The 26,943-nt window shown below is 69.7% G+C and carries 22 protein-coding genes; 12 read left to right on the top strand and 10 right to left on the bottom strand.

What is annotated here, in order from left to right:
- Positions 1-37 precede the first annotated feature (37 nt).
- Both I2W78_RS17840 and I2W78_RS17835 read left to right on the top strand, forming a co-directional pair.
- Positions 38-1,102 (top strand): sigma factor-like helix-turn-helix DNA-binding protein, encoded by a 1,065-nt coding sequence (locus tag I2W78_RS17840; RefSeq protein WP_196461161.1) that lies wholly within the window; start codon positions 38-40, stop codon positions 1,100-1,102.
- Positions 1,099-2,844 carry a transglycosylase domain-containing protein gene (locus I2W78_RS17835; RefSeq protein WP_196461159.1) on the top strand — a complete coding sequence of 582 codons (1,746 nt, stop codon included), beginning with the start codon at positions 1,099-1,101 and terminating at the stop codon, positions 2,842-2,844. The genes I2W78_RS17840 and I2W78_RS17835 overlap by 4 nt, the downstream gene beginning before the upstream one ends.
- A gap of 150 nt (positions 2,845-2,994) precedes the next feature.
- Here the strand turns inward: I2W78_RS17835 and I2W78_RS17830 are convergent, their stop codons facing one another.
- Entirely contained in the window at positions 2,995-4,182 is a 1,188-nt protein-coding gene (locus I2W78_RS17830) for an NAD(P)/FAD-dependent oxidoreductase (RefSeq protein ID WP_196461157.1), read from the bottom strand.
- A gap of 102 nt (positions 4,183-4,284) precedes the next feature.
- Positions 4,285-5,229 (bottom strand): RNA polymerase sigma-70 factor, encoded by a 945-nt coding sequence (locus tag I2W78_RS17825; RefSeq protein WP_196461155.1) that lies wholly within the window; start codon positions 5,227-5,229, stop codon positions 4,285-4,287.
- A 142-nt stretch (positions 5,230-5,371) separates the two neighbouring features.
- On the opposite strand from I2W78_RS17825, the gene I2W78_RS17820 reads away from it, so the two are divergent.
- Complete coding sequence (locus tag I2W78_RS17820; protein WP_307783710.1) at positions 5,372-7,528, top strand: SpoIIE family protein phosphatase; 2,157 nt, start codon at positions 5,372-5,374, stop codon at positions 7,526-7,528.
- Here I2W78_RS17820 and I2W78_RS17815 read toward each other — a convergent pair.
- Both I2W78_RS17815 and I2W78_RS17810 read right to left on the bottom strand, forming a co-directional pair.
- A complete protein-coding gene (locus I2W78_RS17815) occupies positions 7,497-8,891 on the bottom strand; it encodes an FAD-binding oxidoreductase (RefSeq protein ID WP_196461153.1) in 1,395 nt (464 codons plus the stop codon). The genes I2W78_RS17820 and I2W78_RS17815 overlap by 32 nt on opposite strands.
- 169 nt (positions 8,892-9,060) lie before the next feature.
- Complete coding sequence (locus I2W78_RS17810; RefSeq protein WP_196461151.1) at positions 9,061-11,343, bottom strand: (Fe-S)-binding protein; 2,283 nt, start codon at positions 11,341-11,343, stop codon at positions 9,061-9,063.
- Between the two features lie 205 nt (positions 11,344-11,548).
- Between I2W78_RS17810 and I2W78_RS17805 the strand changes: the two genes are divergently transcribed.
- The 5 genes from I2W78_RS17805 to I2W78_RS17785 all read left to right on the top strand — a co-directional run bounded on the left by I2W78_RS17805 (position 11,549) and on the right by I2W78_RS17785 (position 16,830).
- The gene (locus I2W78_RS17805; protein WP_196461149.1) at positions 11,549-12,577 is read left to right on the top strand and encodes an MraY family glycosyltransferase; all 1,029 of its coding nucleotides are present in this window, start codon (positions 11,549-11,551) and stop codon (positions 12,575-12,577) included.
- Between the two features lie 94 nt (positions 12,578-12,671).
- Complete coding sequence (gene dnaK / locus I2W78_RS17800; RefSeq protein WP_196461147.1) at positions 12,672-14,510, top strand: molecular chaperone DnaK; 1,839 nt, start codon at positions 12,672-12,674, stop codon at positions 14,508-14,510.
- The gene (gene grpE / locus I2W78_RS17795) at positions 14,507-15,157 is read left to right on the top strand and encodes a nucleotide exchange factor GrpE (RefSeq protein WP_196461145.1); all 651 of its coding nucleotides are present in this window, start codon (positions 14,507-14,509) and stop codon (positions 15,155-15,157) included. The genes dnaK and grpE overlap by 4 nt, the downstream gene beginning before the upstream one ends.
- Positions 15,158-15,190: 33 nt before the next feature.
- Positions 15,191-16,366 (top strand): molecular chaperone DnaJ, encoded by a 1,176-nt coding sequence (dnaJ, locus tag I2W78_RS17790; RefSeq protein WP_196461143.1) that lies wholly within the window; start codon positions 15,191-15,193, stop codon positions 16,364-16,366.
- Positions 16,367-16,374: 8 nt separating this feature from the next.
- Positions 16,375-16,830, top strand: a complete 456-nt coding sequence (locus I2W78_RS17785; RefSeq protein WP_196464604.1) for a heat shock protein transcriptional repressor HspR — start codon at positions 16,375-16,377, stop codon at positions 16,828-16,830.
- 63 nt (positions 16,831-16,893) lie between these two features.
- Here I2W78_RS17785 and I2W78_RS17780 read toward each other — a convergent pair whose 3' ends face one another.
- Positions 16,894-19,314, bottom strand: a complete 2,421-nt coding sequence (locus I2W78_RS17780; RefSeq protein ID WP_196461141.1) for a PA14 domain-containing protein — start codon at positions 19,312-19,314, stop codon at positions 16,894-16,896.
- Between the two features lie 296 nt (positions 19,315-19,610).
- Between I2W78_RS17780 and I2W78_RS17775 the strand changes: the two genes are divergently transcribed.
- Positions 19,611-20,720, top strand: a complete 1,110-nt coding sequence (locus tag I2W78_RS17775; protein ID WP_196461139.1) for a sugar ABC transporter substrate-binding protein — start codon at positions 19,611-19,613, stop codon at positions 20,718-20,720.
- A 155-nt stretch (positions 20,721-20,875) separates the two neighbouring features.
- Here the strand turns inward: I2W78_RS17775 and I2W78_RS17770 are convergent, their stop codons facing one another.
- The 3 genes from I2W78_RS17770 to I2W78_RS41675 all read right to left on the bottom strand — a co-directional run bounded on the left by I2W78_RS17770 (position 20,876) and on the right by I2W78_RS41675 (position 22,804).
- Positions 20,876-21,022: a hypothetical protein gene (locus tag I2W78_RS17770; protein WP_196461137.1), complete on the bottom strand. Its 147-nt coding sequence runs from the start codon at positions 21,020-21,022 to the stop codon at positions 20,876-20,878.
- A gap of 534 nt (positions 21,023-21,556) precedes the next feature.
- Positions 21,557-22,195: a hypothetical protein gene (locus I2W78_RS17765; protein ID WP_196461135.1), complete on the bottom strand. Its 639-nt coding sequence runs from the start codon at positions 22,193-22,195 to the stop codon at positions 21,557-21,559.
- Between the two features lie 243 nt (positions 22,196-22,438).
- A complete protein-coding gene (locus I2W78_RS41675) occupies positions 22,439-22,804 on the bottom strand; it encodes a lactococcin 972 family bacteriocin (protein WP_196461133.1) in 366 nt (121 codons plus the stop codon).
- Between the two features lie 350 nt (positions 22,805-23,154).
- Here I2W78_RS41675 and I2W78_RS17755 point away from each other — a divergent pair, with 350 nt between their 5' ends.
- Positions 23,155-24,201, top strand: coding sequence for a helix-turn-helix transcriptional regulator (locus I2W78_RS17755; RefSeq protein ID WP_196461131.1), 1,047 nt, complete (start codon positions 23,155-23,157; stop codon positions 24,199-24,201).
- Here the strand turns inward: I2W78_RS17755 and I2W78_RS17750 are convergent.
- On the bottom strand, positions 24,164-24,934 hold the full coding sequence (locus I2W78_RS17750; protein ID WP_230885493.1) for a helix-turn-helix transcriptional regulator: 771 nt from the start codon (positions 24,932-24,934) through the stop codon (positions 24,164-24,166). The two genes, I2W78_RS17755 and I2W78_RS17750, sit on opposite strands and share 38 nt — an antisense overlap.
- 103 nt (positions 24,935-25,037) lie before the next feature.
- Complete coding sequence (locus tag I2W78_RS17745) at positions 25,038-26,075, bottom strand: helix-turn-helix transcriptional regulator (RefSeq protein ID WP_196461127.1); 1,038 nt, start codon at positions 26,073-26,075, stop codon at positions 25,038-25,040.
- A gap of 116 nt (positions 26,076-26,191) precedes the next feature.
- Between I2W78_RS17745 and I2W78_RS17740 the strand changes: the two genes are divergently transcribed.
- Both I2W78_RS17740 and I2W78_RS17735 read left to right on the top strand, forming a co-directional pair.
- Positions 26,192-26,389, top strand: coding sequence for a hypothetical protein (locus I2W78_RS17740; protein WP_196461125.1), 198 nt, complete (start codon positions 26,192-26,194; stop codon positions 26,387-26,389).
- Positions 26,386-26,721 carry a hypothetical protein gene (locus I2W78_RS17735; protein WP_196461123.1) on the top strand — a complete coding sequence of 112 codons (336 nt, stop codon included), beginning with the start codon at positions 26,386-26,388 and terminating at the stop codon, positions 26,719-26,721. The genes I2W78_RS17740 and I2W78_RS17735 overlap by 4 nt, the downstream gene beginning before the upstream one ends.
- Positions 26,722-26,943: the final 222 nt, after the last annotated feature.

Genomic DNA, 26,943 nt, shown 5'->3' with positions numbered 1-26,943 from the left:
GCCACGACCGAGTTCCCGAACCGAAGGACCGCCCCACGTGCCCCCCACCCACGAACCGCCCCCCGCCGGCCACGACTTCGCCACCTACGCCCGGACGCACTGGTCCCGGCTGGTCGTGACCGCGCGGCTGCTCACCGACGACCCCGGGGCGGCGGAGGAACTGGTGCGGAGAACGCTGGTGCGGATGTGCGCGCGGTGGCGCCGCGTTCCGCGCAACGACGTGGATTTCCACGTGCGGCGCTGTCTGGTGCGGGTCCACTTGCGCCGGCCGCGTGGACGGCGGGCCGCGCGGCGGCGGACCGTGCTGGTGCTGCGGGTCTGGGAGGGGTTGGCGGACGCGGAGATCGCCCAGTTGCTGGGCTGTTCGGTGGGCGCGGTACGTGCCCACGCCCGGCACGCACTGCGGGCGTCCGGCGCCGACACCGGGCGACTGCGCGAGGCGTACGCCCGTACCGTCGAGGACCTCACCCCGTCCGAGGTGCCACTGGCCGACCTCCAGGCCCGGGGCGGCGTACGGCGGCGGCGCCGTGTCGCCGTGGCCTCGGCCGTCTGCGCGGCGCTGCTCACGCCTGTCGCCCTGCTCGCCGCCGACCAACTCGGGGGCGGCGGGGAGCGGGACGGGACGTCGGGGGCCGGGGCGGAGGGCGGCGCCTGTTCGACGACGAGCCCGATCCGGGTCGTCGCTCCGGGCGAGCGGGTGACCGCCGGGCCGGGAGTGCGGGTGTGGCTCACGGCCGACGGAGGGCACTGGTCGGTGCCCGTGGCCGTCCCGAGGGACGACAGCCACCTCCCGCTCGACGAACCGGGCGTCTCCGTGCGGGCGGACACCGTGGAGGGCGGGTTCTTCCTGTCCGGCCTCTTCCGCGGCCTGCGCGGCGATCCGTGCCGCGTCGAGGTCGGAACCGGCGACGGCAGGGTCACCGCGAGGGTCCTCGTCCTGGCGGGCAGCCCGGGCTGGGGCCTCTGGTACGCGAGCGCGCCGCTGCCCAAGGAGGACGTGCGGACGCTCCTCTTCGGGGGCGGGGACGAGCGGATCGTCACCGTGTACGACGCGTCGGGCAAGGTCGCCGCACAGTCGGCCCGGGAGTGGTGGCGGATATGAACTGGCACAGGACGTACGGGCGGCTCCTCGCGCGCGCCACACGCCGGCTCAGGAAGCGGATCCCGGCGGCGGCGCCCCGGCACCGCGACCGCGCGCCGCTGCGGATCCGGTTCCGACGCACCCGGGCCCGGCGACTTCGCCGACTGCTCTACGCCTTCCTCACCCTGATCGCGATGCTGTGCGCGACGGCCGTCATGGCCTACCACTTGACGGCCATTCCGAAGCCGCACCCCGAGACCGTCACCCAGAGCACCGTGTTCCTCGACTCGGGCGGCGCCTATCTGGGCCGGCGCGGACCGGTCGACCGGCAGGACGTCCCGTTGTCCGCCGTTCCCCGGCATGTGCAGGACGCGGTGATCGCCGCGGAGAACCGCTCCTTCCGCACGGACAGCGGGATCTCGCCCCGGGCCATCGCGCGGGCCACGCTGGCGACGCTGACCGGCGGCGACCCGCAGGGCGGCTCCACCATCACCCAGCAGTACGTGAAGAACGCGCTGCTGACCCCGGAACGGTCGCTGTCCCGCAAGGCGCGCGAGGCACTCGTCGCGATCAAGCTCGACCGCACCCGCGGCAAGGACGAGATCCTTGAGGGCTATCTCAACACCGTGTACTTCGGCCGGGGCGCCGCCGGGATCCAGTCCGCCGCGCGCAACTACTTCGGCGTCGACGTGAAGAGCCTGACGGTCGCGCAGGGCGCCGCGCTGGCGTCCGTCATCAACATCCCCTCGTACTACGAGAAGGCGGGCTCCGATCCGAAGGTGACCGCGACCCTGGAGAACCGCTGGGAGTGGGTGCTCGACGCGATGGCGGCGAGCGGGAGCATCACGGCGCGGCAGCGGGCGGCGGCGCGTTTCCCGGCGTTCCGGTTCTATCCGCCGGGCGAGACCGAGGGGCAGCGGCAGTACCTGATCGACGTCGCCGCGAAGGAGGCCGCCGACCGGCTCGGCATCACCGAGGACCAGCTCGCGAGCGGCGGCTACACCGTGACGACCACCTTCGACCTGGCGCTGCAGGACAGGGCAACGCAACTGGTCCAGGGCCATCCCGGGGGTGCGGGCGTCCGGGTGCACACCGCTGTGGTGGGGATGGTGCCCGGCGACGGAGCGGTGCGGGTGCTGTACGGCGGGTCGGACTACGCGCGGCAGCCGTTCAACGACGCGGTGAGCGGGGCGGTGGAGGGGGGAACCGCCCTGGAGCCGTTCACCAAAGTGAGGGCGGACGAGCCGCTGCGCGGACTGCTGAGGACGGCGGCGCCGACCCCGCTGAACCTGGTGTCGGCGTACGCGACGGTGGCGGCACACGGCAGGTACGCCGCCCCGTACACCGTCGCCCGCATCGCACGAGAGGGCCGCACCGTCCACCAGGCGCGTCCCGACGTGCGGCGCGTGCTGGACGAGAAGGAGGCGTTCCTGGCGGGCGCGGGCGCGGGCGCGGGCGCGGGGACGGGGGCCGGGCCGGTGCCCGTCGGCGGCGGCTCGGCGGGGGCGAAGGTGTTCGCCACCGGCGGGGCGGGTGGCGGGACCACCCGGCGGACCGTGTGGACCACCGGGTACGACGACCGACTCGCCCTGACGGTCGCGCTGTTCGCCGACCGGCCGGGCGCCAAGAAGGGCACCACGGCGCCCGCACAGCTGCCGAACGAGCCGTCGCCGACCGAGTTCGCACAGAACGTGGCGGCGGGGATCTGGGAGGCGGCGACGAAGGGCGAGCCGGGAGATGCCGCGGAGGGCGGCGCCGAGTAAACGGCCGTGCCCATGAGTTCATGCCGTACGACGACCGGCCTCCGCCGAGCCCGGGGCCGCGTCGAACACCCTCAGCGTGCCCTCCGTCGGTTCCAGCACGTTCGCGGCGACACCCAGAGGGGGTGAGGGATCTTGTCAACGCGCCTCGGCTCAGGCCGTCGCCCCCGCCCGCGCCGGCTCGCGCAGCACGCGGCGGCGTCGGGTCGGCAGCCCGAGGGTCGGGTTGGCGACGCCCCAGGCCGCGCCCTTGCAGATCAGTTCCTTGTAGACGGCGGCGAGTCGGCCGGTCAGGGCCGCGTCGACAGCGCGGTCGTCGGCGGTGACGTACTGGATCAGGCCTTCCCTGCGGCCCAGCGAGATGCACTGGTTGAAGTAGCGCAGCGGCACGTTCGGGAGTTTGCCGCCGGTCAGGCGCGCCGCGATGGCGTCGGCGGCCTGCCACGCGGTGGGGGTGCCCGAGGCGCACGACATCCGCAGCGGCTTGTCGCCGGGGCCCCTCACCATGGCCGCGTCGCCGACGGCGTACACGTCCGGGTGGGAGAGCGAGCGCATCGTCCCGTCGACCACGATCTGGCCGGTGTCGGTGACCTCCAGGGTGGTGGCCCTCGCGATCGGGTGGACGGCGAAGCCGGTGGTCCACACGGTGACCGCGGCGGGGATCGTCCTGCCGTCGGCGGTGGTGACACGGTCGGCCTCGACCGCGGTGACGGCGGTGTGCTCGTGCACGGTGACGCCGAGCCTGCCGAGGACCTGCCGGAGATGGCGGCGGCCCTTGGGGGAGAGCCAGTCGCCGAGTCCGGCGCGGGCCGCGAGGGTGACGTCGAGGTCCGGGCGGGCCTCGGCGATCTCGGTCACGGCCTCCAGGCCGGTGAGGCCGCCGCCGACCACGACCACGGGCCGTCCCGCGTCCAGGCCGGCCAGGCGCTCGCGCAGCCGCAGCGCGCCGGGGCGACTGGCGATCTCGTGGGCGTGCTCGGCGGTGCCGGGGACGCCCTGGTCGTTCCAGCCGCTGCCGAGGGCGTAGACGAGGGTGTCGTACGCCACCCGCTCCTCGGTGCCGTTCGCGTCGACGACGCCCACGGTGCCGCGGTCGACGTCGACGCCGGTGACCTCCGCGAGCCTCAGCTCGACGCCGCTGCCCGCGAACATCTCGTGCAAGGGCCTGGGCCTGAGGTCCTGGCCGGTCGCGAGCTGGTGCATCCGGACGCGCTCGACGAAGTCGGGCTCGGCGTTCACAAGGGTGATGGCGGCGTCTTCGCGGCGCAGCCGCCTGGCGAGGCGTCCGGCGGCGGCGGCTCCGGTGTATCCGGCTCCGAGGACGACGATGCGGTGCTGCATGTCCGTACTCCTGTCCTGAGCGGGGCTTGCGGGTTCGCCCCTTGAACCGGGCGCCCCGCCGATTCCTGACAGGTGTGCGGTGTGAAGCAGCTCACATCATGATCAGAAGGCGATGAGCAGGGGTTCTCCGTGGTCGGCGGCCGCCCACCGCCGGGTCGCGCGTTCGAGCTTGTCGGGGTTGGCCTGGCTGCGGAACGCGGCGATGCCCCCGGCGGTGACCTCCAGGCACATGACGCCGACGACCCGGCCGTCGACGACCGCCACGACGGCGGGGTCGCCGTTGGCGGTCGTGGCGTAGATCTCGGCGGAGCCGCCGATCAGGTCGCGCTTGGCCTTGCCGGGCTTGAACAGGCCCCGCATGAACTTCGCGACCGCGAGGGCGCCCTCGAACGCCTTGGCGCGGGCCGGGACCTTCCCGCCGCCGTCGCCGATCGCGACGGCGTCCTGGGTGAGCAGCCGTACGAGCGGCTCGGTCCGGCCACTGGTGGCGGCCGCGAGGAACTCCTCGACGACCCGCCGGGCGGCGGCCTCGTCGATCTCGGTGCGGGCCTTGCCGGCCGCGACGCGCTTCTTGGCGCGGTGGAAGATCTGCTGGCTGGCGGCCTCGGTGAGGTCGAGGATCTCGGCGATCTCCCGGTGCGGGTAGGCGAAGGCCTCCCGCAGCACGTACACCGCCCGCTCGCCCGGGGACAGCCGCTCCAGTACGGCGAGGACCGCGTACGAGACCGACTCGCGCTGCTCGGCGGTGTCGGCCGGGCCGAGCATCGGGTCCCCGGCGAGCAGCGGCTCGGGGAGCCACTGGCCCACATAGGTCTCGCGCCGGGCGCGGGCCGAGGTGAGCTGGTTGAGGCACAGGTTGGTGAGAACCTTCGTCAGCCAGGCCTCGGGCACCTCGATGCGGTCGACGTCGGCGGCCTGCCAGCGCAGGAACGTCTCCTGCACGGCGTCCTCGGCCTCGCTCGTCGAGCCGAGGAGGCGGTAGGCGATGGCCTCCAGACGGGGCCTGGAGGCTTCGAACCGGTCCACGTCCTGCGCGGTGAGGGCCATGGCCCGGATCCTAGCCCGCGCGGCATGCGACACGGCTGTGGAATGCCACCCCCTCAATGCGGGCGTATCGTCCGTTTAAGGGTGCCTGGGACTTACGCAGGGCGCCCGGGTGCGTGCCCGTGGACCGGCAGGGGGTGAGGGTGTGCGTGACGTCGCCCGCGCCGCGGCCGGGACGGGCTTCGGTTCGGACCTGCTGGCGGCCGCCCTGGTGCAGGGCATGCGGGACACCGGTGCCTGCGTGGGCGCCGTGTATCTGCCGGAACCGGGCGAGCAGGTGCTGCGGATGGCGGTGGTGAGCGGAGTCCCCCGGGAGATCTCCGCGCCCTGGGAGCGGGCCGCTCTCGGCGCTCCGACCCCGGTGGCCGACGCCGTCCGGGGACAGCGCCTGGTGTGGGTCGGCGGTCAGGAGGAGCTGGCGCGTCGTTACCCCCAGCTGGCCATGGTGTTGCCGTATCCCTTCGCGCTGGCCGCCGCCCCGATCACCACTGACGACGCCGAGTGGGGCGGACTTGTGCTCCAGTGGCCCGGCTCGCACTCCGCACAGCTGTGTCCGCGGGAACGCGATGCGATCGGCGACCTCTGCGACCGCCTGGGCCTGCTGCTGCGGGCGGCCGCCGACAGTGGCCACTCCGTGGTGCACGGCACCGAACCGCGCCTCGTGCCCGGGCCGGGAACCGGCACGTCCGGGCCGCCCGAGGCCCAGTCCGCGGTGGCCTTCGCCGAGCGCCTTCCCGGTGGGTCCTGCGCACTGGACATGGACGGCCGGATCGCCTTCGTCACCACCACCGCCCTCGACCTCCTCGGCGCCTGCCTGCCCGATCTGCTGGGGGCCCGGCCGTGGGAGGCACTGCCGTGGCTGAACGACCCCGTCGCCCAGGACCGCTACCGGGCCGCGGTGCTCAGCCGCCGGCCGACGGCCTTCACCGCCCTGCGCCCACCGGACCGTTGGCTGTCCTTCCGCCTCTACCCGGACGCTTCGGGCATCAGCGTGCGCATCACCCCCGCCTCGGCGGCGCGAGCCCCGGACCGTCCGCCCGCGCTCCACGCCCTGCCTTCCTCCGCCACGGGCCGGACCGCCGCGCTGTACCACCTGATGCATCTGGCGGCGACCCTCACGCAGGCCGCGGGAGTGCAGGACGTGGTCGACCGGGTCGCCGACCTGGTGCTGCCCGCCACCAAAGCCCGGGCCCTCGCCCTGATGACCGCGGAAGAGGGCAGGCTGCGGATCATCGGCTACCGCGGCTACACCGCCGAACTGATGAGCCGTTTCGACGCCGCGCCCCTGACCTCCGACACCCCCGCCGTGCGCTGCCTGACCACCGGCGTCCCCAGCTTCTTCAGCACCTTCTCCGACCTGAAACGCGCCTATCCGCCGGCGGTCCTCCAGGACGACATGGCCGCCTGGGCCTTCCTGCCCCTGATCACCTCCGGGCGCCCGGTGGGCTCACTGGTCCTCGCCTACGACCGGCCCCACCCCTTCGTCCCCGAGGAGCGGGCCGTCCTCACCTCCCTCGCCGGGCTGATCGCGCAGGCCCTGGACCGCGCGCGCCTCTACGACGCCAAGCGCCGGCTCGCCCACAGCCTGCAGGCCGCCCTGCTGCCCCACGCCCTGCCGCGCGTGCCCGGGCTCGACGTCGCCGCCCGCTACCTCCCCGCCGCCCACGGCATGGGCATCGGCGGCGACTTCTACGACCTCATCCGCCTCGACGACACGACCGCCGCCGCGGCCATCGGCGACGTTCAGGGCCACAACGTCCAGGCCGCCGCTCTGATGGGCCAGGTCCGCACCGCGGTCCACGCCACGGCCGGCTCAAGCCCCGGCGAGGTCCTCGCGCGTACCAACCGCCTGCTCACCGACCTGGACCCCGGCCTGTTCACCAGCTGCCTCTACGCCCATCTCGACCTCGCCCGCCACCGCGCGTGCCTGGCCACCGCCGGTCACCCGCCGCCCGTCCTGCGCCACCCCGACGGACGTACCGAGGTCCTGCGCCTGTCGGCCGGCCTCCTGCTGGGCATCGACGCGACCGCCACCTACCCGGCCACCGAGATCGCCCTGCCGCCGGGCTCCGTGCTCGTGCTGTACACCGACGGCCTGGTCGAAGTCCCCGGCGTCGATCTCGACGAGGTCACCGACGCCTTCGCCGACCGGCTCGCCCGGGCCGGCGATCCGACGGTGGAAGCCCTCGCCGACACCCTCGTCCATGACGCCCAGGAGTGCGCGCATCGCAGCGATGACGTCGCCCTGCTCCTGGTCCGGCCGCGACAGCTCACCCGCCCCCCTCCCGCGAGGCCGGCCTGATGTTCTGGTTGGCGTGGAAGACGTTGTCCGGGTCGTAGGTCCGCTTGACCTGCGCGAGACGGTCGTAGTGGTCGCGGTACGTGGCCCGGACCCGCCCCGGGGCCTCGTCCTGGCCGAGGAAGTTCACATAGGAGCCGCCCATGGAGTACGGGTGCATCTCCTCGTGGTAGTCGACACACCACCGCCTGATGGTCCCGGCCTGCGCGGGATCGGGGTCGACCCCGGCGAAGACGCCGGACCAGACGGCGTCCCGGTACCCCCAGGCGGTGTCCTCGGGAGCCACCCGGTGGGCGGCGGCGTCCACCGGATACAGGTGCATCAGCGACAGCGGGGTCGGCAGGTTCTCGCCGTACTTGAGATGCACGTCGACGGCGGCGTCCGGGATGCTGTCGAAGAAGTCGCCGCGCCAGTACCACTGGTACCCGGTGGGGATCAGTTCGTCGAAGGCGCCCTGCACCATCGGATACGGCATCGGTGACGTGAAGTGGAAGACGGGCGGGCCCGGCTCCCGCACGGCCTCGAAGTCCCGCTCGAAGCCGTCTAGGTCACCGGTGTGACACCACACGACGCCGCACACCTTCCGGCCGTGGATCTCCTCCGGGAACGGCGGGCCCGGCGGGATGGTGAACAGGGTGAAGAAGCCGTAGACCTCCTCCGGCGCCCGCGGAAGGAAGTCCCGGTACCACGTCAGCACCTCGCGGGTACGGTCGACCGGCCACACCGTGACCCCGAACCCGACCGTGTCCACCGGGTGGAGGCGATAGGTGAACGAGGTCACGACCCCGAAGTTGCCGCCGCCACCGCGCAGGGCCCAGAACAGGTCCGGGTGTTCGTTCTCGTTCGCGGTGACGAAGCTGCCGTCGGCCAGCACGACGTCCGCCGCGAGCAGGTTGTCCACCGTCAGGCCGTACTTGCGCGTGAGGTAGCCGTGGCCGCCGCCCAGCGTCAGGCCCCCGACGCCGGTCATCGAGATGATGCCCGAGGGCGTCGCGAGTCCGAAGGCGTGGGTGGCGTGATCGAGGTCGCCGAGCTGGCTGCCACCGCCGACCTGGGCGGTCCCGGCGGCGGGGTCGACCCGCACCCACCGCATCGGGGACAGGTCGACGGTGACCCCACCGTCCACCAGACACAGACCGGGGCCGCTGTGCCCCCCGCCCCGCACGGCCAGGTCCAGCCCCTGCTCGCGGACGAGGCGGATGGCGGCCATGACGTCCCCGGCGTCGACACAGCGGGCGATGGCGGCGGGACGCTTGTCGATCATCGCGTTGTAGATCTTGCGGGCCTGGTCGTAATCGGGGTCCTGGGGCCCGGTGACCGGCCCGCGCAGGGTGGTCCTCATCGCTTCCAAGGTCGAAGTCCGCATGAGAACCTCCCGAAGGATGACGCAGTCGCCCCTGACTCAACCAGCGTCTCGCCGGGGCAAGGGACCCGCAAAACGATCTCGACCCCGGCGGTGATCGGAAAACGCCGACGCCCCCCGTCCACCAAGGACAGGGGGCGCCCGAAGCCTCGCAGGCGGTTACTTCACCGGCTCACTTCACCGGCTCCGGCTCCGCCTCGCTCTCCGCGTCCGCCGAACCCTCCGGCGTCACCGGCGTCTTGACGGAGTCGAGCAGCAGCTGGGCCACGTCGACGACCTGGATGGACTCCTTGGCCGTCCCCTCGTTCTTCCGCCCGTTGACCGAGTCGGTCAGCATCACCAGGCAGAACGGGCAGGCGGTGGAGACGATGTCGGGGTTCAACGACAGGGCTTCGTCGACACGCTCGTTGTTGATGCGCTTGCCGATCCGCTCCTCCATCCACATCCGCGCACCACCGGCGCCACAGCAGAAGCCGCGCTCCTTGTGGCGGTGCATCTCCTCGTTGCGGATGCCCGGGACGCTGGCGATGATCTCGCGCGGCGGCGTGTAGATCTTGTTGTGGCGGCCCAGGTAGCAGGGGTCGTGGTACGTGATGATGCCCTCGACCGGCGTCACCGGGACCAACTTGCCCTCGTCGACCAGGTGCTGGAGCAGCTGGGTGTGGTGGATGACCTCGTAGTCGCCGCCGAGCTGCGGGTACTCGTTGCCGAGGGTGTTGAGGCAGTGCGGGCAGGTGGCGACGATCTTCTTGGCCGACTTGGGCTTGCGGGACTCCTCCGTCACCTTGCCCTCGTCGTCCGTCTCCTCGCCGAACGCCATGTTCAGTGCCATGACGTTCTCCATGCCGAGTTCCTGGAACAGCGGCTCGTTGCCGAGGCGCCGCGCCGAGTCACCCGTGCACTTCTCGTCGCCGCCCATGATCGCGAACTTGACGCCCGCCATGTGCAGGAGCTCCGCGAAGGCCTTGGTGGTCTTCTTCGCGCGGTCCTCCAGGGCGCCGGCGCAGCCGACCCAGTACAGGTACTCGACCTCGGTGAGGTCCTCGATGTCCTTGCCGACGACCGGGACCTCGAAGTCGACCTCCTTGAGCCACTCCAGGCGCTGCTTCTTCGCCAGGCCCCAGGGGTTGCCCTTCTTCTCCAGGTTCTTGAGCATCGTGCCCGCCTCGGACGGGAAGGCGCTCTCGATCATGACCTGGTAGCGGCGCATGTCGACGATGTGGTCGACGTGCTCGATGTCCACCGGGCACTGCTCGACGCAGGCACCGCAGGTGGTGCAGGACCACAGGACGTCCGGGTCGATGACGCCGTTCTCCTCGACGGTGCCGATCAGCGGACGCTCGGCCTCCGCCAGGGCGTCGGCGGGCACCGAGGCGAGCTGCTCCTCGGAGGCCTTCTCCTCGCCCTCCATCGTCTTGCCGCCGCCGGCCAGCAGGTACGGCGCCTTGGCGTGGGCGTGGTCCCGCAGCGACATGATCAGCAGCTTGGGGGAGAGCGGCTTGCCGGTGTTCCAGGCGGGGCACTGCGACTGGCAGCGGCCGCACTCGGTGCAGGTGGAGAAGTCGAGCAGGCCCTTCCAGGAGAAGTGCTCGACCTGGGAGACGCCGAAGACGTCGTCGTCGCCGGGGTCGGTGAAGTCGATCGGCTTGCCGCCGGACGTCATGGGCTGGAGTGCGCCGAGGGCGGTCTCACCGGTGGCGTTGCGCTTGAACCAGATGTTCGGGAAGGCGAGGAAGCGGTGCCAGGCGACACCCATGTTGGTGTTGAGCGAGACCACGATCATCCAGATGAACGAGGTGCTGATCTTCACCATCGCGGTGAAGTAGACCAGGTTCTGCAGCGCGGTGACGCTCAGGCCCTTGAAGGCCAGGACCAGCGGGTACGAGGCGAAGTACGCGGCCTCGTAGTGCTCCACGTGGTGGATCGCGCCCTCCAGGCCGCGCAGCACGTAGATCGCGAGGCCGATGGTGAGGATGACGTACTCGACGAAGTACGCCTGGCCCGACTTGGAGCCCGCGAAGCGGGACTTGCGCCCTGCCCGGGACGGCAGGCTCAGCAGGCGGATGACCATCAGGACGGCGATGCCCAGGATCGTCATCACACCGATGAACTCGATGTACAGCTCGAACGGCAGGAACCCGCCGATGACCGGCAGTGTCCAGTCGGCCTGGAAGAGCTGGCCGAACGCCTGCGCCAGGGTCGGCGGCAGCGTCAGAAAGCCGACGGCCACGAACCAGTGGGCGACGCCGACGATGCCCCAGCGGTTCATCCGCGTGTGACCGAGGAACTCCCTGACCAGTGTCACACTGCGCTGGTAGGGGTTGTCGGTCCGGCTGCCGGCGGGCACGGGCTGCCCGAGCCTGAAGTGCCTGACGAACTGGCCGACGGCGCGTGCGAGCAGCGCGACACCGACCACGGTCAGGACCAGCGACACGATGATCGCGGCGAGTTGCATTTGGGGGCTCCTCGGGCCTGCGAGGGAGATTACTAAGCGGTAACTTACCCAGTCCGTCTGAGACTACCCGCATCCCTCGTCGCACTGTAGCCAGGCATGGGGTGATCTGGGTCGCTGAGGGTCGCCTCACGAACCGGACGCTTTACCTGACGAACTGAACGTGTTATTCGTACCAAATTGATAGATTCGCACCTAATTTAAGAGCGTGCTCTACGGCATCGCCGCCGCCGTCGCGGCCCTCTTCTTCGCCTCGCTGCTCACGGCCCTGCTCCGCGGCCCCGCGCTGCGCCTCGGCCTGATCGACCGGCGGCGCCGCAACCGTCCCGTCCCGCTGCTCGGCGGGGTGGCCGTGGTGCTCACCACCCTCGCCGTCGCGGGCGCCGGCGAGTGGACCGGCGTCGCCCCGCTCGGTTCCGGCGTGCGCAGGCTGCTGATCACGGCCGCCGCCGTCGCCGTCCTGGGGCTGGTGGCGGACGTGTGGCGGCTGCGGGCCCGGGTGCTGCTGTGCGGTACGGCCGTGGCGGCGGCCTGTGTCGTGCCGTACGAGGAGGTCGGCGTGGCCGGTGGGGTGGTGGCCGTCGGGTGGATCGCCGCCGTCGCCGTGGCCTTCCGGGCGCTGGACCACGCGGACGCGCTGGTGGGGACCGTCGGGGTGGTGACCGCCTTCGGAGTCGGGGTGTGCGCGGCGGTCGCGGTGATGGACGGGCTCGCGGTGCTGCTGAGCGTGCTGGCGGCCGCGCTGACCGGGTTCCTGATGCACAACTGGCATCCGGCGCGGATCGCGCTCGGCGCGTGCGGGTCGCTGTTCACCGGGTTCGTGCTCGCCGCCGCGGTTGTGCTGACCCGTGCGGGGTACGCGCCCGGGGATTCCGTGGGCGTGCTGTTCGCGTTCACCGCCGTGGTGAGCGCCGACGTCCTGCTCGTGGTGCTGGTGCGGCGGTTCACCGGGCGGCCCGGGCCCGATCATCTCGCGCACCGGCTGCGCCGACTGGGGCTCACCCCGCAGGGCGTGACCGTCGTCCTCGGCGCCCTCGCCTTCGGTGGGGTGCTCGTCGGCGTCCTGGTGCACGCCGGGTGGGCCGACGGCGGTGCCGTGCTCGGGGTGGCGGGCGCCGCGCTGATCCTCGTAGGAGCACTGCTACGGGTGAAAAAGCGCGGCCCGCTGACGGCAACCTCCACGCACGCTCCTGCGTCTTTGCAGGTCACAGGGCACTTGCGTGTAAGGAACGGATAAGAGTTGAGTCTCACCGACTCAGGTCTGTTGACCCCGCCCCGGCCGTCGTGCACACTTGAGCCTGTTCCACTCAAGTCAGCTGGAGGAATCAACCATGGCACGTGCGGTCGGCATCGACCTGGGCACGACTAACTCCGTCGTCAGCGTTCTGGAGGGCGGCGAGCCCACCGTCATCACCAACGCCGAGGGCGCCAGGACCACGCCGTCCGTCGTCGCCTTCGCCAAGAACGGCGAGGTGCTGGTCGGCGAGGTGGCCAAGCGTCAGGCCGTGACCAACGTCGACAGGACCATCCGGTCGGTCAAGCGCCACATGGGCACCGACTGGAAGATCGAGCTCGACGGCAAGCCCTTCAACCCGCAGCAGATCAGCGCCTTCGTGCTGCAGAAGCTGAAGCGGGACGCCGAGGCCTACCTGGGCGAGAAGGTCACCGACGCGGTCATCACGGTCCCGGCGTACTTCAACGACGCCGAGCGTCAGGCCACCAAGGAGGCCGGCGAGATCGCCGGTCTGAACGTGCTCCGCATCGTCAACGAGCCGACCGCCGCCGCCCTGGCGTACGGCCTCGACAAGGACGACCAGACCATCCTGGTCTTCGACCTCGGTGGCGGTACGTTCGACGTCTCGCTGCTGGAGATCGGCGACGGCGTCGTCGAGGTGAAGGCCACCAACGGTGACAACCACCTCGGTGGTGACGACTGGGACCAGCGCGTCGTCGACTACCTGGTCAAGCAGTTCCAGTCCGGCCACGGCGTGGACCTGAGCAAGGACAAGATGGCGCTGCAGCGCCTGCGCGAGGCCGCCGAGAAGGCGAAGATCGAGCTGTCCTCGTCCACCGAGACCTCGATCAACCTGCCGTACATCACGGCGTCCGCCGAGGGCCCCCTGCACCTCGACGAGAAGCTCACCCGCGCCCAGTTCCAGCAGCTCACCGCTGACCTGCTGGAGCGCTGCAAGACCCCGTTCTTCAACGTCATGAAGGACGCCGGCGTCTCCATCAACGAGATCGACCACGTCGTCCTCGTCGGTGGCTCCACCCGTATGCCCGCCGTCGCCGAGCTCGTCAAGGAGCTGACCGGCGGCAAGGAGGCCAACAAGGGTGTGAACCCGGACGAGGTCGTCGCCATCGGCGCCTCGCTCCAGGCCGGTGTCCTCAAGGGCGAGGTCAAGGACGTCCTGCTGCTCGACGTCACCCCGCTGTCCCTCGGTATCGAGACCAAGGGCGGCATCATGACCAAGCTGATCGAGCGCAATACCACGATCCCGACGAAGCGTTCGGAGATCTTCACCACGGCCGAGGACAACCAGCCGTCGGTGCAGATCCAGGTCTACCAGGGCGAGCGCGAGATCGCGGCCTACAACAAGAAGCTCGGCATGTTCGAGCTGACCGGTCTGCCCCCGGCGCCGCGCGGCGTCCCGCAGATCGAGGTCTCCTTCGACATCGACGCCAACGGCATCATGCACGTCACGGCGAAGGACCTCGGCACGGGCAAGGAGCAGAAGATGACCGTCACCGGCGGCTCCTCGCTGCCGAAGGACGAGGTCGACCGGATGCGCCAGGAGGCCGAGCAGTACGCGGAGGAGGACCACCGCCGCCGCGAGGCCGCCGAGACCCGCAACCAGGGCGAGCAGCTCGTCTACCAGACGGAGAAGTTCCTCAAGGACAACGAGGACAAGGTCCCCGGCGAGATCAAGACCGAGGTCGAGGCCGCGGTCGAGGAGCTCAAGGAGAAGCTCAAGGGCGAGGACACCGCCGAGATCCGCACGGCCACCGAGAAGGTCGCGGCCGTGTCCCAGAAGCTCGGCCAGGCCATGTACGCCGACGCCCAGGCGTCCCAGGCGGCCGCGGGCGGCGCCTCCGAGCAGCCCAAGGCCGACGACGACGTGGTCGACGCCGAGATCGTGGACGACGAGCGCAAGGACGGTGCCGCGTGACGGAGGAGACCCCGGGCTTCGAGGAGAAGCCCGACGTCCCCTCCGGCGCCACTCCTGACGACGCCGAGCCGCAGGCCGCCCCGGAGGAGGGGGCGGCCACGGCAGGGGACGTGAACCAGAACGCCGGCCTGGTGGCAGAGCTGGACCAGGTGCGTACGGCGCTCGGTGAGCGCACGGCGGACCTCCAGCGGCTGCAGGCCGAGTTCCAGAACTACCGCCGCCGCGTCGAGCGGGACCGCATCACGGTCAAGGAGATCGCCGTCGCGAACCTCCTGACCGAGCTGCTGCCGGTGCTCGACGACATCGGGCGGGCCCGGGAGCACGGCGAGCTGGTCGGCGGCTTCAAGTCCGTCGGCGAGTCGCTGGAGACCGTGGCGGCCAAGATGGGCCTGCAGCAGTTCGGCAAGGAGGGCGAGCCCTTCGACCCGACGATCCACGAGGCCCTGATGCACTCGTACGCGCCGGACGTCACGGAGACGACCTGCGTCGCGATCCTCCAGCCGGGGTATCGCATCGGCGAGCGCACCATCCGCCCCGCGCGGGTGGCCGTCGCCGAGCCCCAGCCGGGCGCGCAGACCGTGAAGCCCGCCGAGGAGAGCGAGACGAAGGCCGACGACAAGGAGAACGGTGGCCCGGACGAGGGCTGACGTTGAACGGATGAGGAAGGAGGGACGTCGAGGATGAGCACCAAGGACTTCATCGAGAAGGACTTCTACAAGGTCCTCGGCGTCCCCAAGGACGCCACCGAGGCCGAGATCAAGAAGGCGTACCGCAAGCTCGCCCGCGAGTACCACCCGGACGCCAACAAGGGCAACGTCAAGGCCGAGGAACGCTTCAAGGAGATCTCCGAGGCGAACGACGTCCTCGGCGACCCCAAGAAGCGCAAGGAGTACGACGAGGCCCGCGCCCTGTTCGGCAACGGCGGCTTCCGTCCGGGCCCCGGCGCCGGCGGCGGCTCGTTCAACTTCGACCTGGGCGACCTCTTCGGAGGCGGCACCCAGGGCCAGGGGGCCGGCGGCTTCGGCGGCGGACTCGGTGACGTCTTCGGGGGCCTGTTCAACCGGGGCGGCGCGACCGGCACCCGGACCCAGCCGCGGCGCGGCCAGGACATCGAGTCCGAGGTCACCCTCAGCTTCACCGAGGCGATCGAGGGCGCGACCGTCCCGCTCAGGATGTCCTCGCAGGCGCCGTGCAAGGCCTGCTCCGGCACCGGCGACGCCAACGGCACACCGCGCGTGTGCCCGACGTGCGTCGGCACCGGGCAGGTGGCGCGCGGCTCCGGCGGCGGCTTCTCCCTCACTGACCCGTGCCCGGACTGCAAGGGCCGCGGCCTGATCGCGGAGAACCCCTGCGAGGTCTGCAAGGGCAGCGGACGCGCCAAATCGTCCCGCACCATGCAGGTGCGCATCCCGGCCGGGGTGTCGGACGGGCAGCGCATCCGCCTGCGCGGCAAGGGCGCGCCCGGTGAGCGGGGCGGCCCGGCGGGCGACCTGTACGTGGTCGTGCACGTCAAGGAGCACCCGGTCTTCGGCCGCAAGGGCGACAACCTCACCGTCACCGTCCCGGTGACGTTCACCGAGGCGGCCCTCGGCGGCGAGGTCAAGGTGCCGACCCTCGGTGGTCCCTCGGTCACGCTGAAGCTGCCGCCGGGCACGCCGAACGGCCGTACGATGCGAGCGCGGGGCAAGGGCGCGGTCCGCAAGGACGGCACCCGCGGCGATCTGCTGGTCACCGTCGAGGTGAGTGTCCCGAAGGACCTGACGGGGAAGGCTCGTGACGCGCTGGAGGCGTATCGCGAGGCGACCGCGGGCGAGGATCCGCGGGCGGAGCTGTTCCAGGCCGCGAAGGGAGCATGAGTCAAGCCATGGACACCAACGGCCGTCGACGCAACCCGTATGAACTGACCGAGGAGACCCCGGTCTACGTCATCTCGGTGGCGGCCCAGCTGTCCGGCCTGCACCCGCAGACACTGCGCCAGTACGACCGCCTGGGCCTGGTGTCTCCGGACCGCACGGCCGGCCGCGGCCGCCGCTACTCGGCCCGTGACATCGAGCTGCTCCGCCAGGTGCAGCAGCTGTCGCAGGACGAGGGCATCAACCTGGCCGGCATCAAACGCATCATCGAACTGGAGAACCAGGTCGCGGCCCTGCAGTCCCGCGTCGCGGAGCTCCAGGCCGCGCTGGACGGCGCGGCGGCGGCGATGCAGCAGCGCGAGGCCGCCGTGCACGCCTCCTACCGACGCGACCTGGTGCCGTACCAGGAGGTGCAGCAGACGAGCGCGCTGGTGGTGTGGCGGCCGAAGAAGGCAAAGGACTCCTAGTCAGGCGCACATGTGAAGGGGCCCGGAGGTTCACCCGAACCTCCGGGCCCCTGCCATGTCGGGTCAGAGCCAGCTCTCCCAGATGCCGTACGCCCGCTCCCACATGACCTTCTCGTTGCCGGCGGGGCCGTCGCTGTACACGGCCCGGTAGTAGTACAGGCCGAGCACGTCGTCGTGCACCGTGTTGTCCATGTAGGACTCCGGGGCGTCGACCTTGCCCGTGGCGAGTGTGGTCCACGAGGCGGTGGCCGGGTCCCACCGCTCGTAGCGGTAGTCGGTCCAGTTCTCGCACGGCGGGTCGAAGAGGATGTCGCCGCAGCGGACGGAGAGCTCCGGGTACTGGTCCGTGTGCACCTCGGTGCCGGTCCAGCCCGGCGGGCGGGTGTCGGGGAGGGCGACCGAGATCTCGGCCGTATGGAAGAACTCGGGCCCCTCGTGCGAGTACTCGCGGTCGGTGGCGGCCACCCGGTAGACGTGCTCGCGTCCGTCCGGCAGCGTCGGGCAGAGGATCTCGGTCCCGGCCGGCGAGTCGCTCGTCACGCAGTTCTTCTTCCACACCGTCTCGCCCGTGTCCGGGTCGGTGGTGCCCTGCCAGACGTAGTAGCCCATGACGTCGTCGTCGGCCGGGGGGTTCCAGGTGAGGCGGACGCCCATCGGAACGACCTCGGCCGCCAGGTCGGTGACCGGGGCGGGGCGCCGGGTGTCGTCGGTGGTGGCGGTGACCGGCTCGCTCGGCCGGGAGCGGTGCCCGTAGCGGTCGACCACGACGATCCGGTACTCGTACGTGGTCTCGGAGGCACCGGTGCCTTCCAGACAGTGCGAGTGGATGACCTCGGTGGCCCCCGCGTAGGAGGGGTCGTGCGCGTCCGCCGAGCCGTACGTGTAGCTGTTGGGCGGTTCCGGCGGACCCTCGCCGGTGATCGGCGGGGAGCACTGCTCCACGGTCGTGCTCTGCCCGGTCACGGGGTCCGTACGGACGATCTGATACGTCGGCAGGTGCCGCTCGTCGGCGGCCCAGGGGTCGGCGCTGCGCCAGGCCAGGTCCACGCCCTTCTGCCACACCAAACGGGTGTAGAGCCGGTACGGGGCGATCGCCTCGGGCCGGTCCGCCATCCTCAGCGTCACCTCGGCGGGCCCGGAGGCGTTGCCCTTGGCGTCCGTCGCGCGGACCGCGTACCGGTACTCGTCCGCCAGGGCCACCTTCTGCCGCGGCACGACATCGGTCGCGGTGGTGGTGGCGGTGTCGAGGGCGTTCACATAGGCGCCGGTGGCCGGGTCGTACTGAAGCACCTCGTACGTCGCCGCGTCCGCGACCGGCGTCCACACCAGGTGCGGTACGCCCGCCTCGTACGCGATGCGAAGGTTCGCGGGGGCCTTCGGCGGAACCGTGTCCCAGAGGGTGAGCGTCGTGGCGGCGGAGTACGCGGACCAGTTGCCGGCCGCGTCCCGGGCCCGACCGCGGTACGTGACCTTGCTGCCGTCGGCCGGCTGCCCGGCGTCGCAGACGAAGCCCTTCGGGCCCTCGTGGACGGTGATCCACGCACCGGTGGCGGCGTCCTTGCGCTGCGCCTGGTACCAGGCGATGTCGGCCTGGTTCGCGGCCGTCGTGACGAGCTCCGGGCCCGCCAGCTTGTCGTCGACCGCGCAGACGTCCTGCTCGACGAACGGCGCGGCGGGCGGCGTCCTGTCGACGGTGGTGACGGACCGTTCGGCGCTGCCGCTCGACTCGTTGCCCGCCTTGTCGTGGGCGCGCACCTGGTAGGCGAAGGCCTGCCCGGTGGCGGGCGGGGCGTCGGTGTACGAGGTGGCCGTGGTACCGGCCAGCCGCGTCCAGCTGCCCCCGGTCTTCAGCCGGCGGTAGACGCGGTAACCGGCGAGGTCCATCTCCTTGTTCCGCGCCCAGGTGACCTTGGCCTTGCGGGTCGTGGTGTCGTACGAGACGGCCGCGCCGGTCGGCGTCAGCGGCCTGACCTTGTCGACGCTCGGTGATGTCCGGGGCGTGTAGGCGAACTTCACGTTCGCGGCGCCCGTCCAGTTGACGTAGTCGACGCGCAGGCTGTGTGAGCCCTTGGAGATGGTGAGGTTGACCGTCTTCGTGACGGTCCTCGACACGTTCTTCCACAGGTTCACCTTGAGCTCGCCGTCGAGATACACCCGTATCCCGTCCTGGGCGGACGCCGTGAAGGTGAACGGGCCGCCGGAGCCGAAGTCCCGGGTGACCGACCAGCGGACTGCGAACCCGTCCTTCGGCAGGCCCGAAGCGGGCGCCTTGGTACCCCAGTTCTCGCTGACCACGCTGTCGCAGTCGGTCCGCTTCGGGGTGCCGGAGAACTTGGTGTTCGCCCAGAACTGCCGTTTGAGGACAGGGGAGGTGCAGGATGCCGCGGCGGAGGCGGGGGCCGCGACGCCGGTGAGCAGGCCGCCCGCCGTGGCGAGCACGACGGCCGTGGCGGCTGCCGCCGTCGTGCGTCTGGCTGGGTTCATTCGGTCCTCTGTCGGAATCGGAACGAGCGCGCAGCACGCTCGTGATCACGACTCGTGGCGAAAGGGATTGGTTGTGCGGCCCCGCGTGTGCGACCCAACTCCCCGTCCGTGGAAGGCTTGTAAGGGCTCTCGGGAGGGTGTTTCGCCCCGTGTTCACGACCTAAGCGGAACGTGATGTTGCCATCTCGTTAAGTAGTTTCCCTTGACGCTGAGGGGCGCCGACGCGTTGGCTTTTCAGTCATCCGGGCCGCAGCGTCGCGGCCACCTGACGGAAAGCAGCAGAAGTGGGCTCCTCCATGCGTCGTCGTATCGCCATATCCGTGGTCGCCTCGTCGTTGACCTTGTCGCTGGCAGGCTGTGGCGTGCTGGAGGCGACGGGCGACAGCAGCGACGCGAGCCCCACCAAGGGCAACGACATCACCGTCGGCCTGCTGCTTCCGGAGACGGCGAACACGCGGTACGAGAAGTTCGACTACCCGATCATCAAGGAGCGGGTGGCCTCGCTCACCAAGAACCAGGGCAAGGTCGAGTACGCCAACGCCGACGCGGATGCCAACAAGCAGGCCAGTCAGTTGCAGCAGATGATCGACGAGCAGGTCGACGTCATCCTGCTGGACGCCGTCGACGCGCACGCCATCGCCGGCGGGGTGAAGAAGGCCAAGGACGCGGGCATCCCGGTCATCGCCTACGACCGGCTCGCCGAGGGCCCCATCGACGCGTACATCTCCTTCGACAACGAACTCGTCGGCGAGGTGCAGGGCCGCTCCCTCCTGGAGGCGCTGGGCGGCGACATCGACAGCTCCGACAAGATCGTCATGATGAACGGCTCGCCCACCGACCCGAACGCCAAGCAGTTCAAGCAGGGCGCGCTGTCCGAGCTGAACGGCAAGGTGACGATCGCCCAGTCCTTCGACACCAAGGACTGGAAGCCGGAGAACGCCGAGGCCAACATGGCCCAGGCGATCCAGGCGATCGGCAAGGACAACATCGCCGCCGTCTACTCCGCCAACGACGGCATGGCCGGCGGCGTCGTCAAGGCCCTGGAGGCGGCCGGCGTGACCAAGCTGCCGCCGATCACCGGGCAGGACGCCGAACTCGCGGCGGTGCAGCGGATCGTCGCCGGTGAGCAGTACATGAGCGTCTACAAGTCCTACCCGCAGGAGGCCGAGGCCGCCGCCGAGATGGCCGTGGCCAAGGTGCAGGGCAAGGACATCCAGTTCGACGCCCTCGCCCGCGACCGGGTCGACAGCCCGACCGACAAGGGCATCCCGGCCCAGCTGGTGTCGGTGGTGGCGCTGACCCAGGAGAACATCAAGGACACGGTGGTCGCGGACGGCATCTACAAGGTGTCGGAGATCTGCACCGCCGAGTACAAGGACGCCTGCGCGACGCTCGGCCTCAAGTAGTCCTGCACAGTCGTGCACTGGAGGCTCGCGTTCCGGCGCGAGCCTCCTTCGTGGGCTCCACGCCCGTCGCTTTCACGCTACCTGCGTGGGCTCCGCCGACACCGCCGGCGGCCCACCCGCCCCCGGGACACCCGCTTGTACGGGGTGATGTCGTCTTACAGCCGGCCTCGACCGAACACGATGTGCGACGCGTCGACCCGGGTGCGCTTGATGGGGTCGTAGCCGCACGACTCGCCCGCCCAGTACTCGTTCCAGGCGTGGCTCTGGCCCTCCACCGGGCGGTGCAGGTCCGCCTCCCGCACGGTGCAGGTATTTGGAGACACAGCCTGCGTCCAGGCAGCATGGCGAGGGTGAGGTGCGAGATGTCCTGGCAGAGGCCCACGCCCCGCTCCCCACGGCCCGGCGAGGGCCGCCCGGAATGTCGTACGGGAGGTCGGGTGCACAAACTCCAACAGGCGGGGCCTTCGCTCGTTCGGCGATACGGAGGCGACGTCTCAGGCCTATCCCTGGGCCCACTCGATGGCCCCTGGTACGGGGAGAACCGTTCCGCGTCCGCGGAGCACGCTTGCTGCAAAGCCTGCAGCAGTACCGGGAGGTGGTCTTCGAGACCCCGGGACTCCAGCGGGTAGGAATACGACAGTGTCGTCAGGCTCACCACCCGATGCGCCAATGGCTGTCGCAATGCCGCCAACCAGCGTCCGAACACGTTGCATCACCACGGCGCGGCTGTCGATGCCTCAACCCCGCTCAGAATCGATGAGCCAGCAAAGCCCCGGCCCATCTGCCGAAGGGGGAGTGGCAGACGGGCCGGGGCGGACAACGGTCGGCGTCAGGGGTCAGCCCGTGCGCTCTTTTCCCTGTCCGGCCGAAGCTCGTGGCCTCAAGTTGATCACCGTCTGCCCGACCAGGACGACGAAGACGGTCACCGCTACAAGACGGGTGACGCTCCATGTCGCGCCAGCGACTGCCCCTTGCAGTGAAGCTTCGACGCGTAGCCGCTCTGACGTTTCGATGAAAGCGATCAGTGGAACCAGCGTGCGAAACGGGAGGCCTTGAATTCCCCGATTTCGCGCCAGGTTCCCGGCCAACCCCAAAAGGGCCCCTAGGGTGGCAGCGGCTGCACACCAGAACACTGTCTTGGACGAGAAGCCGTCCCAATAAAGCTGTGCTCCCTGGGAAGGATTACTAAGGTCCGCTGCCAGAAATTTGCCGCGCTCCAGCTTTGTCGCATAGTAAGTGATAACGGCGGCGATCAGGGACGCAGGGGCCAGGACCGCGGACTCAATCCGCGACTTTCGGGCGAGGCCGACACAAAAAGCCAAGGCTGCCCAAGACCATCCGGCAGCCAAGACAAGATGTGCCATGTGGCCTGCTGGCGCGTCGCTCATCTCAAGAAGGGGGGCAAGGACCCCGAGCGCCGCACCAGCCGTCAGCGCGGCGGCAGGCGCCAAGATGAAGGAGCGGGAAGAGAACACGAGGTTCGAGAGTCCTTTTTCGGTACCAGAGGCCTGAGGCCCTGCCTCGGCGCAAGTCGAGTGTTTCGTCCTCACGGCTTCACGACCCGTTACTCGCACAACCCGCCGATGAGGTCGTTGGAATGTGGGTGTTCATCGTGGCGCAGGCGCTCGCGGCGCCGGGCGTGCCGTAGCGGACCTCCCTGACTGTCGGCGCTTCCCAGGGGCGACGAGGCTGTGACGGTCGGAAGGCTGAAGGGCTCTTTATTCGAGATTTGCCCAGTACGCGTAGCACGTGTAGGCGGCGCCTGCCGTTCGGGTGGCCCTAGCCGTATGCCCAGGTGACTCCGCCGCCCTGCTTGTGCCACCGGCTATTGTCACGGACGCTCTGTGAAGCTTCGAGCCGTGGAAGTAGTACGAGTAGCAGCGCTTTCCATCGGCCGTTATTTCAGTGCCGTAGGTCCATGTACCACCGCCGACATTCTTAGTGGTCATAGGGGTCACCGACCGCGAGGACGGATCAACCTTGATGGCAACCATCCCCCAGTCCTTGGGCTGGGGTGTTGCCGCGCTGGCCGACGTGGCAGGAGCGAGTACTCCAGTGGTCAAGGCCGCAGCAGCGGCGGCCATAGTGAGAGATTTACCGGGGACCTTCGCGGTGTTGAATTCTCCTCTTGGTGTCGTTGCTGCAGAAGTGTGCGGCATACTCGCGAAAAATTGCGTTCGTTGCCGCTTGATCAACCATGCATGGCATGAGCATGTGCAGGTAGCCTCATGATGCTGAACATGCCTGAAGCGGAGGGGTTAAAAGGTGCATAACCTGGCATCTGGGCGAAGGTGGAGCCAGGGCCGGGTTGCGGTGGCAAGCCCCTCTGCGCATAGTTGCGCTGCGGAAGTTGGGCTGTTGCTCGTAATGCTGTGAGCGTGCTGCGCAGGCGTGTCGGTCGTGTGCGGCAAGGAACGGTAGCCGGGGGAGGAAGATGGCCGAGCGCGGAAGGGGCGAGCATCCACACGGTGCCGACCGACTGTGCGAGGCCGGGGATCGCGTGTATTCCCGGGCCGTACGCCGGGGCCGAGTGTCACGCCGGGATGCTGATGCAGTGCCCTGCCTACTGGAGTTGGCGCTGCTGCACCCGGACCCGGATGACATGGACTGGCTGGTGCCGACGTCCCCGCAGGAGGTCATGACGCGGCTGCTACGTGGGGTGTACGACGAAGTAAGTGCGAGTCAACGGCGGATGGGCTCGGCGGTGACGGCCTTCGAGTGGTACGCCGGCCTTCGCCCGCAGCCGCCGTCGTCCGCGGGGGAGGGCACGGCGATCCGGGTTCTCGACGGCTCCTCCCGCATCCAAGCGGCCCTGGACGAGGCGACCGAGGCGTGCACGACCGAGGTGCTGACCGTGCAGCCGGGCGGCATCCGCCGCGAGCACGAACTGACGGAAGGCCTGCACCGGGCCCTGGCGCTACGCAGCCGGGGTGTGCGAATGCGGGACCTGTACACGCATGTGGCCCGGCATGGCCAAGGCCTGCTCAACTACCTTGATCTAATGGGTGATTCGGTCGAGACCCGCACTCTGGACGAGGTGACCGACCGACTCATCCTCTTCGACCGCACCGTCGCATTCATCCCTGCGAACGCAGACCGCACCCTCGCACTGGAACTCCGCCACCCGGCTCTGGTCCACTACTTCGTCACGGTCTTCGAGCGTCTGTGGCGCCTGGCGATCCCCCTCGCGGCCCCCCTCCCCGACACCGGCATCGAGGGTATCTCCCACCGTGAGCAGTCCATCGCTGCACTGCTGGCTGAGGGCCACCAGGATGCGGTGATCGCGGAGCGTCTTGGCATAAGCGTCCGTACCTGTCGGGCACACATCGCCCGGCTCTCGGAGACGCTGGGAGCTGCCAGTCGCACCCAACTCGGTGTCCGCATCGCCCAGGTGGGCCTGGATGGGCCCCCTCGGCCCGCGGAAGGCAGGTCCTCAGCGCCGCTCAGCCTTCCTGATCAAGGATCCCCGACTGCCCTATGAGGTAGCCGAGTTGTGCTCGGCCAGCAGGCTCGCGATGGCTCGCCGGCAGGGGGTGATGCCCTGATGGGTGGGCGCTGGACGACTGCCTCCAAATACATGAACGTTGCCATGAACCAAGGCGGTCGAAGGTGATGGTGAAGTAGCCGATCTGGGTCGAGTGGCAGGTTTCGAGGGCGAGTGTGCGGTCCTTGTTGGCGTGGATGAAGGCGACGGTGCGGTCGACGACGAGGAGGCGGTCGGTGACCTGGTTGAGCGTGCGTGCCTCGGCGTCGCCGTTCAGCTGCTCGTAGTGAGCGACTACAGCGGGGATGTGGCGCTGTGTGTGCTGATAGGTGGTGCCTATAGGGTCGCCTCGGTCGAATAAGGCCTGGTCACGGTCCAAAGCCTTTGCCAGACGGGCGGCGGCCGGCGGCTGGCCGTTGTAGGGCTGCATAGCGAGGAGTTCGCTAGAGGCGGAGGTCATGGCCTCGGCGATGGCGTGTTTGATGGAGCCCAAGCCTTTCAGAAGAATGAGCTCCGATGGTTCCGCTGGTGAGAGGCGCTCTGAGCCGAAGACCAGGAGCGGCCCGAACGCTTCGGCCAGACGTGTCTCGGCCTGGCGGCGCTTGGCGATGTCCTCGGCGGCATTTCGCAGCAGCAGCGAGAGAGCCGCTGCAGGGTTGAGTGGTCGCAGCCGGCGCATGTCGTCCATGTCCGGGCGGAGCAGTCCGGGGTGCAGCAGGCAGGTCACCATAGTGGCGTCCTCCTCTGACGCGGAACCCTCGCCCAAGGCGCGGGCGTCTAGTGCCAGGTCTGTCGCACACACCTCCTCGCTGGATCAGTATGCGTATCTATGGTCACGCCAGGCTCTCCCCTCCCGACGGTCGGTGATCGCCAGTCAGGATGCCCGACTGGGCTATCAGGTAGCCGAGTTGGGCCCGGCTGCCGCTGCCCAGGGCCGAGGCCAGCTTGGCTATGTGGGCTCGACAGGTGCGTACGTTCATGCCGAGGCGGCGGGCGATTGCCTCGTCGACGTGGCCCTCCACGAGGAGTTTGGCGATGGAGTGCTGGATGTCGGTGATGCCGTTGGGGGCGGTCTCGTAGGGCGCGTGTTCGGTCAGCGGTACCGCGCGGCTCCACATGAACTCGAAGACCTTGATCAGGTAGCGGATGAGTCCGGGGTGGCGCAGCTCCAAGGCGACCTGCTGGTCGTCGCGAGTAGGGATGAAGGCGACCGACTCGTCGCAGATAATGAGGCGCTCGACCAACTCGTCGATGGTGCGGTACTCCACCTTTCCGTCGGAGAGCCGGGCCACATAGGCGAGCTTCCCAGGGTTGTACCGCACTGTGTGCTGGTAGAGGGTCCGTATCCGCACGCCGCGTTCGATCAGCGGCCGGTCCCGCTCCAGGCCCTGCAGAAGGCTGGCCTCCGAGATGCGGTTGCTCGGCTGGACCGTGAGCATTTCGACCTGGCACTGGGCGGTGGCCAGATTGAGGGCGGCGTTGATCCGCTCACCGCCCTCCAGCACAGTGACGGAGTGCGTGCTCCCCGTCACCTGAGTACTGAGGTCCATGAACGGCTGGAGGGTATCGGCAAGCTCGACGGACAACCGCCTGCGCTCGGCGATCTCCCGTTCGATGGGATTGAGTCGCTGTGCCAGGGCAACGGACGCGGGAATGGGGATCAGCCAGTTCGCGTCGTCAGGATCTGGGTAGAGCAGAGCGAACTCCATCAGGCAGGGTGCGGGCTCCACGTCGATGCGTGCGATACGCCCTGTGCGCAGCGCGTTTGCATAGAGACGGCCGCCTTCCGCACACATCTCAGTCATCGCATGGTGATGTGTCGCTTTAGTCTGGTTCGCTGCCAAATCTCCACCCCCCAGGGTCCTGAACATGCAGGAACATGATGCACCGATCGTGTGGCCATGAAGTGCCCGAATGAGCCATCGTCTTACTCGACGGGGGAAGAGGGGACCTTCAAGTGAGGACGAAGCCGATTATGCGGAACAGAATGCTTCGCTCGTTTCTTGTCGCCGCCTTCTCCACCGTTGTGGCCTTCGGAGTCCTGAGTGGCCTCTCGGAGGCGAAGGGCGACTCGCGAGCGGACAGCAGCTGGCCCAGCAAGGGGCAGGCTGTCACGATCGCCAAGGACAGTTCCTGGCCGAGCAGCATCGTCGAGGAGAGCAGCGGCGGGCAGGGGTCGGCATGACCACCCCACCCGACGACCGCTCCTTCCGTCGAGAAATGGCCACTGCCTACCGCTCCGGCTGGCACTTCATCGACCTGGCCACCGCCATCCCCCACAGCGGTGACTCGTTGATGGTGACCGTGTTCGGTGAGCCCGTCGTCGTGACCCGGGACGACGACGGAGACGTGCGGGCGTACCGGTGTCTGCGGCGGCCTCGGGGGGCGCCGCAGCCCGTGCGGTGCGCCATCCGGTACGGAATGATCTTTGTGAACCTGGACCAGCGCGACCATCGGCTGGCGGAGCCGGAGACCTCCGACCCCATGACCATCTCGGCCACCCCCCGCAGTGCCTGACGCGATTCCCCCGTCGTAACAGATCGCTCAGGTGCTTCCCCCCGCAGCGGCGTCACCGTGACCTGAACACGGTGACGCCGCTGCAGTTTTTGCGGGATATTTCCCGCTATCACGGCCTATCGGGCGGGCGTTCGAGTGTGGCTGAAAAGTGCCGCTCGCCGTCGTTGGCGCGTTCAAGACTTCCTCCGGGTACTCCATAAAGACCCTGGGTCGCCCCCACCC

The sequence above is a fragment of the Streptomyces spinoverrucosus genome, assembly GCF_015712165.1.
GTDB classification, from domain to species: Bacteria; Actinomycetota; Actinomycetes; order Streptomycetales; family Streptomycetaceae; genus Streptomyces; species Streptomyces spinoverrucosus_A.
Note: the sequence above shows the minus strand (reverse complement) of the source record. Positions and strands in the feature narration are given on the sequence as shown.